This is a genomic window from Paraburkholderia oxyphila NBRC 105797, from assembly GCF_000685075.1.
Lineage (GTDB): Bacteria > Pseudomonadota > Gammaproteobacteria > Burkholderiales > Burkholderiaceae > Paraburkholderia > Paraburkholderia oxyphila.
The window spans coordinates 1-11,009 of the sequence record NZ_BAYD01000187.1 but is presented as its reverse complement, the minus strand read 5'-3'; the positions used below and the strand labels follow the sequence as shown (position 1 = coordinate 11,009).

General features: G+C 65.9%; 11 protein-coding genes. 2 read left to right on the top strand and 9 right to left on the bottom strand.

The genetic code is table 11. From position 1 onward, the window contains the following. Nucleotides 1-63: 63 nt before the first annotated feature. The 8 genes from BO1_RS46965 to BO1_RS46930 form a co-directional block, all read right to left on the bottom strand. On the bottom strand, nucleotides 64-732 hold the full coding sequence (locus BO1_RS46965; RefSeq protein WP_043289110.1) for a 4-carboxy-4-hydroxy-2-oxoadipate aldolase/oxaloacetate decarboxylase: 669 nt from the start codon (nucleotides 730-732) through the stop codon (nucleotides 64-66). A 105-nt stretch (nucleotides 733-837) separates the two neighbouring features. Further along, entirely contained in the window at nucleotides 838-1,521 is a 684-nt protein-coding gene (locus BO1_RS46960) for an RraA family protein (RefSeq protein ID WP_028223501.1), read from the bottom strand. An 8-nt stretch (nucleotides 1,522-1,529) separates the two neighbouring features. Further along, a complete protein-coding gene (locus BO1_RS46955) occupies nucleotides 1,530-2,213 on the bottom strand; it encodes an RraA family protein (RefSeq protein ID WP_028223500.1) in 684 nt (227 codons plus the stop codon). Between the two features lie 30 nt (nucleotides 2,214-2,243). Continuing rightward, on the bottom strand, nucleotides 2,244-3,260 hold the full coding sequence (locus tag BO1_RS46950) for a DODA-type extradiol aromatic ring-opening family dioxygenase (protein WP_028223499.1): 1,017 nt from the start codon (nucleotides 3,258-3,260) through the stop codon (nucleotides 2,244-2,246). A gap of 44 nt (nucleotides 3,261-3,304) precedes the next feature. Then, complete coding sequence (locus BO1_RS46945; RefSeq protein ID WP_028223498.1) at nucleotides 3,305-4,333, bottom strand: amidohydrolase family protein; 1,029 nt, start codon at nucleotides 4,331-4,333, stop codon at nucleotides 3,305-3,307. Then, nucleotides 4,330-5,178: a FadR/GntR family transcriptional regulator gene (locus BO1_RS46940; protein ID WP_028223497.1), complete on the bottom strand. Its 849-nt coding sequence runs from the start codon at nucleotides 5,176-5,178 to the stop codon at nucleotides 4,330-4,332. Before BO1_RS46940 ends, BO1_RS46945 begins: the two co-directional genes overlap by 4 nt. Nucleotides 5,179-5,271: 93 nt before the next feature. Next, on the bottom strand, nucleotides 5,272-6,720 hold the full coding sequence (locus tag BO1_RS46935) for an NAD-dependent succinate-semialdehyde dehydrogenase (RefSeq protein WP_028223496.1): 1,449 nt from the start codon (nucleotides 6,718-6,720) through the stop codon (nucleotides 5,272-5,274). Nucleotides 6,721-6,782: 62 nt separating this feature from the next. Next, nucleotides 6,783-8,042 carry an aromatic ring-hydroxylating dioxygenase subunit alpha gene (locus tag BO1_RS46930; RefSeq protein WP_028223495.1) on the bottom strand — a complete coding sequence of 420 codons (1,260 nt, stop codon included), beginning with the start codon at nucleotides 8,040-8,042 and terminating at the stop codon, nucleotides 6,783-6,785. Nucleotides 8,043-8,299: 257 nt separating this feature from the next. Between BO1_RS46930 and BO1_RS46925 the strand changes: the two genes are divergently transcribed. Both BO1_RS46925 and BO1_RS46920 read left to right on the top strand, forming a co-directional pair. Beyond that, the gene (locus BO1_RS46925) at nucleotides 8,300-9,259 is read left to right on the top strand and encodes a PDR/VanB family oxidoreductase (protein ID WP_028223494.1); all 960 of its coding nucleotides are present in this window, start codon (nucleotides 8,300-8,302) and stop codon (nucleotides 9,257-9,259) included. Between the two features lie 165 nt (nucleotides 9,260-9,424). Next, on the top strand, nucleotides 9,425-10,171 hold the full coding sequence (locus BO1_RS46920) for a FadR/GntR family transcriptional regulator (RefSeq protein ID WP_028223493.1): 747 nt from the start codon (nucleotides 9,425-9,427) through the stop codon (nucleotides 10,169-10,171). Between the two features lie 59 nt (nucleotides 10,172-10,230). Here the strand turns inward: BO1_RS46920 and BO1_RS46915 are convergent, their stop codons facing one another. Further along, a complete protein-coding gene (locus BO1_RS46915; protein WP_028223492.1) occupies nucleotides 10,231-10,923 on the bottom strand; it encodes a DUF2848 domain-containing protein in 693 nt (230 codons plus the stop codon). Nucleotides 10,924-11,009 lie beyond the last annotated feature (86 nt).

Below are 11,009 nucleotides of genomic sequence, written 5' to 3'. Positions count from 1 at the left end.
GATAGCGCCCGCACCCCAATCGAATCTCAATCAGCTCCATACCATCCAGCGCGCCACGCGCGCTTACCTATTCCATCCATAAATATCAAGCGTAGCTTCGCCCTTCGCTATACGCTCGATGATTTCCGCCTCCTGCGCCTCGCGCTCACGCGCCGCCTCAAGCGTCTTGCCCAGCGCCTCCTGCGCGACTACCACAACGCCATCGGCATCACCCACCACCAAATCACCAGGCCGCACCGGCACCTCCCCAATCCGCAACGGATGATTAATCCAGCCCCGCGCCGCAAAATCCTTGCTCGTACCACGAATGCACAGCCCCCGCGCAAACACCGGAAACCCGATCTCGGTGAGCAGATCCGCATCACGCACGCAGCCATCGATCACGAGCCCCGCGATATTGCGCCGGCGCGCCGCCGTCGACATGACCTCGCCCCAGTACCCGGCCTCATGAAAATCACTCGTATAAACGACCAGCACGTCACCCGGCTGCGCAAGCACCAGCGCCCGATGCAACCACAGGTTATCGCCAGGCGGCGAATGCACGGTAACGGCCGGCCCGCACACGCGGAACTTCGGGTTCACCGGCTTGATCTGCGAAGGCAGCGCACCGCGCTTGCCGTTCGCCTCGAGCAGCGTGGCGGCGGGAAACGCACGGGCCGCACGGACACGCTCGGCGTCGGGCCGCTCAATCGACGTGCTCACGTAGGCCGAATCGATGAAAGGGTAAGTCATGCTCTCTCCTGCTGGATAGTCGGGCAATTGCCTGGCGAATGAACCTGCAAGCGGGCACCGGCAAGCGCGCACGTCAACGCGCGCACTTGCGGTGCATGCTCCGCATCAGGCCCCCACTTTGGTCTGCAGCGCGTGATAGCGATGCTCGCGGCGCGCCTCGTCGAGCCGCATGCCCGCGCGCGCGGCCGCCCGAATCGCGCTCTCCGCCGCTTCGATTTCTTCGGCGGCCGCCAGCACGCGCTCCTCGTGCACGCGCGGAATGACGATCACGCCATCGGCGTCGCCCACCAGCAGATCGCCCGGCATGACGCGCGCCTGGCCAATGTTGACCGGCACCTGCATGCTCTCGACCTGCACGCGGTCCTTGCCCGTGCGCATCCAGTGCCCCTTGCTGAAGACCGGATAACCGAGCGAGAGACACAGGCTCACGTCGCGGCAGATGCCGTCGATAACCGTGCCCGCGATCTTGCGCCGATGCGCGATCTCAGTGAGGATGTCGCCCCAGACCGTGCAGTCCTCGCGCCCCGCGTTGTCGAGCACCAGCACGCTGCCTTCCGGCACGTCGTCGATATAGTCGCCCACGGTGCCGGGCGGCGTGGTCGGCGGCCCGTAGAGTATGGTCCAGGCGCGGCCGCACAGCCGGAAGCCGGCGTCGCGCGGCTTGATGCCCGTGCACTGCCCGACTATGCCGAGCCGGTCCAGCGCGTCGCTCAAGGTCGCCGTGTCCAGGCGGCTCGCGCGCGCCCTGTTTTTGTCGCTCGTGTCGCTCTTTTCGTTGATGTCGTTCATCTCGGTCCTCATCGCTGCAGCATGTTCTCGTAGTCGGCGCCCATCACTTCGGTGATCGGCATGCCGCTCAGCAAGCGCTTGGCCATCGCGGCCTCGCGCGCGGCGATCTGTTCCGCGGCCGCCAGCACGCGCTCGATCTCGCGTGCCGCGATAAACACCACCGCGCTGTTATCGGCAATCACGTAGTCGCCCGGTTGCACGCTCACGTCGCCCACCGTGACCGGCACGTTGGTGCCCGCCTCGGCCACGCGCTGGCGCGCCGTGAACGCCGTGAGCGCACGCGCGAACACCGGAAAATCGAACTGGCGCGCTTCGTCGATATCGCGCACCGGCCCTTCGGCGATCACGCCCTCGATGCCGCGCACCGAAGCGCCCAGCGAGAGAATGCCACCCCAGCTGCCCGCGTCGATGCCGCTGCGCTGCTCGACCACGATCACGTCGCCGGGGCCCGCCAGTTCCACCGCGGTCGTGCCCAGATGACGCGGCGCGCCGTGCTGTGCCGCTTGCGTCTTGTCCAGCTCATGCGCGGCCACCAGCTTCACGGTCACCGCGCGGCCCGCAATGCGCCGGCTCGCGGCGCGTTGCGCGAGACCCGTGACCGTGCCCGCGAGGCCCAGCTTGTCGAGCGCGTCCGACACCGCGCAGCAATCGAGGCGCGCGAGACGTGCTACGTAATCCTTACTTTCCTGCATTGTCATGTTCTCCATTGCATGCGGTTGGGGCTAGCGTGGCGCTTCCCAGCTAGCGAACGCCATGCCCGATCCGGTCCCCGCCTCCGAGCGGTAGCAGGCCACGTAGTCGACCAGCGTCATCTCGAGACCCGCTTCCCGCGCGATGCCGGCGAGCGGCAGCCAGCTCTTGATCTCCGCCGTATTGCCGTTGAACCAGGACTCGGGGATCTCGCGCAGCGTGGCTTCGTCGCCGCTCGCCAGCGCCTCGAGCACCTGGCGGTCGAACGGCTCGTCCACCACGAAGTGACTCATGCCGCCCGACGCGACCACGGCCACCCGCAAGTCCTCGGGCAAGGCGCGGATCGCCTTTGCGAGCGCGCGCCCGAACGCGAGGCAGCGCGCGACGCGCGGCTGATTCGGCGCCACGCCCACGTTGAGGAACACGGGAATCGAAGGCGGCGGCGCGTCGCGCATCACGCGGCGGTAGACGAAGCCGAACGCGTGCGGAATGCCGTGCTGACGATCCTCGCCGCCGGGCAGCCGCGAGGAGACGGCCACGTCGAAGTGCTCGCCAACGAGCGTCTGCACGAGGTGCAACGCCGCCTCGGGCGCGCCGGGATAAGTCGCGCCACCCGGCGGGCAGTGCCCGTCCTCGGCCTCGGCCACACCGGGTGGCAGGCGTAGCCGCTGCGCTTCGCCAAGCGGCACGTTCTCGATCCGCGCGCCCGTGAAGACGGTGATGGCCGGCGTGAGGTCCTCCTTGAAGACCTCGCGCTGGTCGTTGCCGAGCACCACGACCAGATCGGGACGCAGCGCCGCGAAGCGCTCCGCCAGCGTATCCAGCGCCCGCTGGCAGGCCTCGTATTGCGCCTGTTGCGCCTGCGGCGCAACGGCCGACGCGAAACCGGGCGTGCGCGCATCGAGCAATTGGCCGTAATCGTAGGCACGGCCGCGATACCAGTGCGCCGGATTCTTGCGGTCGGCACCGGCCCGCAGATGCCACAGCTCAGGCGGCATCGAAAGCAGCGGTCCGTGTGAAGTCGCGATTGCGCCGATCAGCGTTGCCATGCGAGAGCCTCGTCGACAGTTGCGTAGTGAACGTTCATGGCGCTTCAGCGGCTGGCCGCCGGTTCGTCGAGCCGGAACACCTTGCGCGCGTTGCCCTCGAAGATCTGCCGCTTCTCGGCCTCGGTCAGCCACTCGAAGCTTTCGATCACCGGGCGCGTGTCGTCGAGCCAGCGGCCCGTCTGCGGGTCCTTCACCGTACCCACGCCAGGACGCTCCGCGCCGAAGATGCAGCGGTCGGCGCCCACGGTCTTGATGAGCAGGCGCAGCGCCTCCTCCGAGTACAGCACCGTGTCGTAATAGAGGCGGCGCAGGCTGTCGAGGAACGGCTCGCTCGCGCGCCCCGGGCGCAGCGAAGGCGCCTGGAAGCGGCCGAACTGATAGGGCACCGCGCCGCCGCCGTGGGAGACCACGATCTTCAGCTTCGGAAAATCCTGGAACACGCGCGAGCGCGCGAGCGCCATCACCGCAATGGTCTCTTCGTTGATGAAGTGCAGCGAGTAGTTGTGGCGCTCCGAGCGGCAGCCCGCCGAATGCAGGTAGGCCGGCACGTCGAGCTCGACGAGCTTTTCGTAGAGCGGATACCAGTACTCGCTGCCGAGATCGGGCACCTCGTTGGTCGCGAGCCCTTCGCTCGGGTCGCTGTTGAGCAGCATGCCGACCATGCCCAGCTCCTTCACGCAGCGCTCGAGCTCCGGAAGGCAGCGCGCGAGCGGCTCGCCCCACGCCTGCGGCAGGCCACCGATGCCACGAAACGTCTGCGGCATCAGGCGGGCCTGCTGCGCGATCATGTCGTTGGTTTCCTCGGTGAACCAGTGCACGATCTTCGCGGGCCGCTCGCTGTGCATCATCTGGTACGGGCGCGGCGAAATGAGCTGAAGATCGGTGCCGATCTCGCGCAATTGCTCGATATGCGAGCGCGTGCCGAAGGTGGGCGCGTTGAGCACGGCGAGCATTTCGTCGTCGCTGACCTTCGCGCTGCCGCGGCCATGCGCGCCGCGATGGGAAACGAGTCCGGCTTTCCAGACGTAGAGGGAATCCGGCGCGGTAACGTGCGCGTGGGCGTCGATGATCATCGTGTCTCCGTAGTGTTGTGAGTGAATTCGGGCCGCCGCCCCTCGAGGGGACTGCCTTCGGCGCGTGCCGTGTCGGCGCGGGCCCGGTGCAAGGCCGGCTCGGCGAGCCATGCCGGAATGAAGCTCGCACGCACGATGCGGATGCGCTCCTGCATCAGACGGCGCGCAAGAGCGGCGTCGCCGCGGCAAATGGCGTCGAACAGCCGTGTGTGCGAAGCGACGACGCGCACCGCCGTGTCGGCGCTCGTGTAGATCGCGAGCAGCGGCGTGAGCACGAAGCGCAGCGCCTTGAATTGCGCCAGCAGCACGCGATTGCCCGATGCCTCGACCAGCGCCTCGTGAAAGTGCAGCGAGGCATCCGTGAACCCCGTGAGCGGGCCGCGTGCGTCCTTCACGGCCTGCAGCGCAGCGGCAAGCGCCGCGCGGTGCTCCGGCAGCAGGCGCTGAGCCGCCTTTTCCGCCGCGAGCACTTCAATCGCCATCTGCGCGTCGAACACCTCCAGCGCGCTGGCGCCAATCAGGCTCAACTGGATAGAGAGCGCATCGGCGAAGCGCTCGGGGTTCGCGCTGGCAATCCACGCGCCGCCCTTCGCCCCCATGCGGATCTCAACGATGCCGACCGCCTCGAGCGTGCGCAACGCGTCGCGCGCCGCCGTGCGGCTCACCTGGAACTGCTGGGCGAGCGACGCCTCGCTGCCGAGAAAATCGCCGGCCCGCACCTGATTCGAGAACAGCGCCGCACGGACTTGCGCCGCAATGCGCCACGAGAGCTTCTCCGTCTGCACGGACTCCCAGAGCGCCGGCGCGAGCCGGGCGTGTTCGCCAGATGCCTTGTCGTGGTTCATCAGGTATCCGAAATAGTTTGCAGGGTTCACGTGCCGCTCGGCGCAGCGAGACGGCGCGCTCAGGCGCCGTCCCGCCGCCGCCTCATCGCCCGATCAGGACACGGCCTGCTGCACGAACTTCGTGACGAGATAGGCCTGCAGCCCTTCCACGCCGTTCTCCGAGCCGATGCCGCTTTCCTTCACACCGCCGAACGGCACTTCCGGTCCCGAGACCAGCATGCTGTTAATGCCGATCATGCCGGCCTCCAGCCCGTTCGAGAGCTCCAGCGCGCGCCGGTCGGAGCCCGTGAACGCATAGGCCGCGAGGCCATAGTTCAGGCGGTTGGCGCGCGCGAGCACTTCCTCGACGGTCTTGAACGAACTGAACGGCACGACCGGCCCGAACGGCTCCTCGTTCATGATGCGCGCCGTTTCCGGCACGTCCACGAGCACCGTGGGCGCGTAGAAGTACCCGGGCCGCTCGAGCCGGTGGCCGCCGAGCGCGAGCCGCGCGCCATGCTCGAGCGCATCCTTGACGAACGCATCGGCGGCGGCGAGCCTGCGCGCATTGGCCATCGGGCTCGCATCCACATCGGGCTCGAACGCGGAGCCCAGGCGCAGGCCCTGCGCCACCTGCACGAAGCGCTCGACGAACGCGTCGTACACGGCCTCCTGAATATAGAAGCGCGTGGGCGAGATGCAAGCCTGGCCGGCCTGGCGGAACTTCGCCTTCGCGAGCAGGGTGGCGACGCGCTCGACGTCGGCGTCGTCACAGACGATCACGGGTGCGTGGCCGCCCAGCTCCATCACGAGCTTCTTGAGCCCGTTGGCCGCCGCGAGACCCGCGAGATGCTTGCCCACGGGAATCGACCCCGTGAAGGCCACGGCCTTGATGACGTCGGAGGTAATCAGATGCTCCGACACCTGCGCCGGCACGCCAAAGACGAGATTGAGCACGCCCGGCGGCAAGCCCGCGTCCTGAAAGCAGCGCACCATGGCGGCCGTGCAGGCGGGCGTTTCCTCCGCCGCCTTCAGCACCACCGAGCAGCCTGCCGCGAGCGCCGCCGCTACCGTGCGCGCCGGAATGCGCACCGGGAAGTTCCAGGGCGTGAACGCGGCAACGGGGCCGACCGGCACTTTCATGACGAGCTGGCGCGAATTCGCGAGCGGCCCCGGCACGATGCGACCATAGGCGCGGCGCCCTTCCTCGGCGAACCACTTCACGATGTCCGCGGAGCTATGCGCTTCCTGCAACCCGTCGGCCAGCAGCTTGCCGTGCTCGAAGCTCATGAGCGTGCCGATCTGCTCGGCGCGCTCGTGCATCAGCGCGGCGGCTTTTTCGATGATGGCGGCGCGCGCGGCCGCGCTCATGCGCGACCATGTGGAGAAGCCGGCCGCGGCGGCGGCGAGGGCGTCGTCGAGATCGGCCTGGGTGGCGAGCGGCACATGGCCGATCACCTGCTCGTTCGCCGGGTTGACGACCGGCTGGGTATCGCGCCCTCCGCAGCGCCATTCGCCGTTGATGAACAGGCCCGTCGGGAAATCGTAGCTTCTCGGTTGCATCTGCGTCTCCAATCGTTCTGATGTCGCTAGCCGGCGCGGTCCTTCATGCCGCGCCGCAGGCCTCATTCTCCAATGCCCATCGCTTCGAGAAAAGCGCTGCGCACGCTCTCTGGCTGCCCGGCCTGGAACCGGAAGTCCTGGAGATGGTGGCGCCACAGCGGGTGACGCGCGAATTCGGCGCGCGTCATGCCTTCGACGAAGGTCGCGCGCGCGGCGATCGGCAGCTCGACGCACTCGTTGACGCGCGGATCGCGAATCGTGCCCTTGGGCTCGCCGCCGCTGGCGATCACGTCGAGCTCCTCGAGGAAGCGGCGCCGCAGCATGACGATGCCGCGGTCGCTCGCACCCAGGTTCTCCTTCGTGCGGTCGGCGATCACGCCCTGCCCCGCCCACGCGACGAAGTCCTGGTTCATCACATGGCTCGTGATCCAGCGGCCCGTCTGGGGATCTGTGACGGGGCCGTGCCAGGTCGGGATGTGCTTCTGCACATAGGGCTCGCTTTCCTTCGGCACGCGGGTGAAGGCCCACGTCACGCTCAGCGTGCGGAAGTCGTCGATCGGCACGCGCCATTCGAAATGCTCGCCCAGAAAGAAGGCGTTCGGCCACAGGCACACGCGGCCGACCGACCACAGCGGATCGTTCTCGTCGGCGTCGCCGCGCAGACGCTTGTAGACGAAGCCGTAGTCGAACTCCTCGAAATCGAGCTGCCGGTGCGCGGCCGAATACGGTCCCGTCTCGCCATTCAGGCGCGTGGTCCAGTTGTTGTGCATCCACTCGAAGTGGATGGGATCGATCGAATTCTCCTGGCATTGCAGCCAGTTGCACGGCACCTCGGAAATCACGATCTGGACGAAACCGTTCTTCCACGAGAACGGCTCCCAGTTCGGCACGAGCGGCGCGGGCTGCGGCCCGAGATACGCCCACAGGATGCCAGCCTTCTCCGCTACCGGATAGGCCTTGATCTTCACGCGCTCCTTGAGCTTCACCTGGGGATTCGCGACGTCTTCGTACGGCTGCTCGGTGCATTTGCCCGATTCGTTGTAGAGCCAGCCGTGATAGTTGCAGCGCAGACCGCATTTTTCGACGAAGCCGTACGCGAGATCGGCGCGCCGATGCGGGCACTGGCGGTCGACGAGGCCATAGTTGCCGCTCAGGTCCTTGTACAGCACGAGGTCCTCGCCGAGCAGACGCACCGGCTTCACGGCGACCTCGTCGAACTCGCTCACCCCGGCGACCGGCATCCAGTAGCGGCGCAGCAGTTCGCCCATGGGCTCGCCCGGACCGACCTTCGTCAACAGCTCGTTCTTCTCTTGGGACAGCATGATTTCAAGTCTCCATTGTTTCCGGCCCGGCCGACGCGCTACTCAATGGCCATCCGGTTGTTCTGCACCGCCCGATCGGTCCTGCCCTTCCGATCGACCTAATGATAATACATATTTAACATTAGAGAAGTATCTTTCTTGATGGAACGATACCCGGTGTGCTTGCCGATGTCGTTTTACTTAATATATATTATAGTTATACCGAAACGCAACAAGAACTCGCGCCAGCGACGGCGAACGATCCAGGGAACAGCACGATGAAGCAGGTCAGGCAAACGCTAGCGGTCCGGCTTCGGACCATCCGCCACGAAGCGGCGGCCACCAATACATACGAATTCGAGGCGGTGGACGGCGCGGCGCTGCCGCCCTTCACGGCGGGCTCGCATATCGATCTGCATCTGCCCAACGGCCTCGTGCGCAGCTACTCGCTATGCAACGACGCGCGCGAGACGCACCGCTATGTCGTGGGGGTGAATCGCGACCCCGCCAGCCGCGGCGGATCGAGTTGCGTGCACGACGCGTTGCGGGTGGGCATGACGCTGACGATCGGCGCACCGCAAAACAACTTCCCGCTCTTCGAGGCGGCGCCGCATACCGTCTTCATTGCGGGCGGGATTGGCATCACGCCGATCATGAGCATGATCCGGCGGCTCGACGCGCTCGGGCGCTCATGGGAGCTGCACTACTGCACACGCACGCCCGACGCCACGGCGTTTGCCGACACCCTGCGCGAAGATGGCTCACGCGTGCAGTTCCATCACGACGGCGTGCCCGGCGGCGAGCGCCTGGACATTGCGGCGCTGCTGCGCCGGCACGACGCTGCCACCCACTTCTATTGTTGCGGGCCGGTCGTAATGCTGAACGCCTTCGAAGCGGCCGCCGCGCCGCTCGAAGATTCGGCGCGCTTTCACGTCGAATACTTCGCCGCGCAGGAAGCGCCGGCCGCCAGCGGCGGCTTTACCGTGCGCCTTGCGCGCACGGACCGCACGATTGCCGTGGAGGCGGGCAAGACCATTCTGGATGCACTGCTCGCGGCGGGCGTGGACGTAAACTACTCGTGCTCGCAGGGCGTATGCGGCGCGTGCGAGACACGCATTGTGGAGGGCGTGCCCGAGCATCGCGACATGGTGCTCACGAAGGCCGAACGCGAGGCCAACCGGTCGATGATGATCTGCTGTTCGGGCAGCAAGAGCGCGTGCCTCGTGCTCGATCTATGACCCGCCATGCGTTGGCGGTTATGGCATCCACGATGCAAACTGTATAACCTTATGATTGTTCAAGGCTTGTGCTAACATCGCGCATGCTATTCCGGCCCCGCTCACGCTTGCATGCGTTGGCGGCGACCGGTCACCGTCATAACGTCAAGGCCGTGGAGATCCGAATTGAAAAAAGGCAACGTCGAGGGGGCGCCGCTGTGGGAGCCGGTGCAGACGGAAACCTTGTCATGGCGCATCGTCTCGCAGGTGCGGGCGGCCGTGTTTTCCGGGCAGCTGAAGGCCGGTGATTTTCTCGGCAGCGAAACCTCGCTGTCGACGCAATTCAATGTGAGCCGCATGGCCGCGCGCGACGCATTGCGCACGCTCGAAGCGGTGGGCATCGTGCAGATCCGCATGGGCGCCAAGGGCGGCGCGTGGATCGCGCAAGGCAACCCCGAGCGATTTGCCGATGCACTCGCGATCCAGCTGCATCTGATTGGCGTGAGCGGGGAAGAGATCTTCGATGCGCAGATGGCCATCGAGGTGACGTCCGCCGAGCTGGCGGCGCAAAACGCCACCGACGACGATTTCGCCAAGCTGCGCGGCATCCTGGCCGAGCTGGACAAGCTGCGCGACGACCCGCAGGGCTTCACGAATGCCTCGCTGCGTTTTCACGAGGCCATCGTCGAGGCGTCACACAACCGCGTGCTGCTTGCGCAGTTCCGTGCGCTGCGATTCGTGCTGCAGCCGCTGCTCGCGCCGAACACGACCAACACCATCGCCACGCGCGTGATCCGCTCGCACAAGCAGGTGTTGAACGCCATGGAGGCGCGTGATGGCGAAAAGGCGCGCGAGATCATGCAGCAGCGCGTCAAGGTGATTCGCGCCCGCGTGCTCTCGGGCACCGTGCAGCAGTCCGAAGACGAAGAGTGACGCGCGCGAGTGCGGCGATGCTGTTGAGGCGGCGCCGCGCCGTGGCGTTTCAACCGATCTCAGCCTGCGACCGGCAGCGTCTCGATTGAATACGCATGGCGCAGCGTTCGTCTGAGCACGGGGTCCTCGAGCACGATTTCGAACGCCTGCGCCGCGCGGATTCCGCCGATTGCTGCAAGCGTGCCGCAGAGCATTGCGGTGTCGTCGTCGAATTGCCCGCCTCGGTTTGCAAACTGTGCAAGGAGATCTTCAGGACTGCGCATTGCTGTGACCTTGCCTTCCTGATAGAGCACGCGCTCGCCGTTGATTGTCGCGTAGGAGCGCAGCAGCAGTGCGTCCCAGTGGTCGGCTATGTCGTTGAGGCGCCATAACGTATCCGCGCAGGGCTTTTCGCACATTTGCTTGGAGACCGTGATTCCGTAAGTCTCCACCTGGCGGTCGGTGTGGTCGGAGGCTATGCCGATGTAGGTCTCGCCGCCATCTCTCACTAGCATGAATTCTGCTTCGCCGCTACTTTCTTCACCGGTTACCTGGATGGTTGGGGTCGTGGTGATGCGGTCTGCCGAGACGCGGTAGAAGACCGGTGTGTAGGGCGGTCGCTTTACGCCTAGCGCTTCCAGCTCGCGGATGTGGTTTTCCATCGCGATGGTGTCGCGGCCTGTCCAGCCCGCTATGATCAGGTTTTTTATCGCTATCGCGCGGGCGGTGTACTTTGGGGTGTTTTCTTCGATTTTGAAATTGATGGTTTTCATGGAGGGTTCCCTTTCTCTGGGTGAGGGTTTTTAAATTGTGATTCCTGAATTTTTTGCTTTCTGCGATTTGCTTTTTTTGGCCTTAA

Excerpts from the sequence above, each read along its gene's own strand:
- BO1_RS46965 (WP_043289110.1), bottom strand. The coding sequence starts at position 732 with ATGACTTACCCTTTCATCGATTCGGCCTACGTGAGCACGTCGATTGAG.
- BO1_RS46960 (WP_028223501.1), bottom strand. The coding sequence starts at position 1,521 with ATGAACGACATCAACGAAAAGAGCGACACGAGCGACAAAAACAGGGCG.
- BO1_RS46955 (WP_028223500.1), bottom strand. The coding sequence starts at position 2,213 with ATGCAGGAAAGTAAGGATTACGTAGCACGTCTCGCGCGCCTCGATTGC.
- BO1_RS46950 (WP_028223499.1), bottom strand. The coding sequence starts at position 3,260 with ATGGCAACGCTGATCGGCGCAATCGCGACTTCACACGGACCGCTGCTT.
- BO1_RS46945 (WP_028223498.1), bottom strand. The coding sequence starts at position 4,333 with ATGATCATCGACGCCCACGCGCACGTTACCGCGCCGGATTCCCTCTAC.
- BO1_RS46940 (WP_028223497.1), bottom strand. The coding sequence starts at position 5,178 with ATGAACCACGACAAGGCATCTGGCGAACACGCCCGGCTCGCGCCGGCG.
- BO1_RS46935 (WP_028223496.1), bottom strand. The coding sequence starts at position 6,720 with ATGCAACCGAGAAGCTACGATTTCCCGACGGGCCTGTTCATCAACGGC.
- BO1_RS46930 (WP_028223495.1), bottom strand. The coding sequence starts at position 8,042 with ATGCTGTCCCAAGAGAAGAACGAGCTGTTGACGAAGGTCGGTCCGGGC.
- BO1_RS46925 (WP_028223494.1), top strand. The coding sequence starts at position 8,300 with ATGAAGCAGGTCAGGCAAACGCTAGCGGTCCGGCTTCGGACCATCCGC.
- BO1_RS46915 (WP_028223492.1), bottom strand. The coding sequence starts at position 10,923 with ATGAAAACCATCAATTTCAAAATCGAAGAAAACACCCCAAAGTACACC.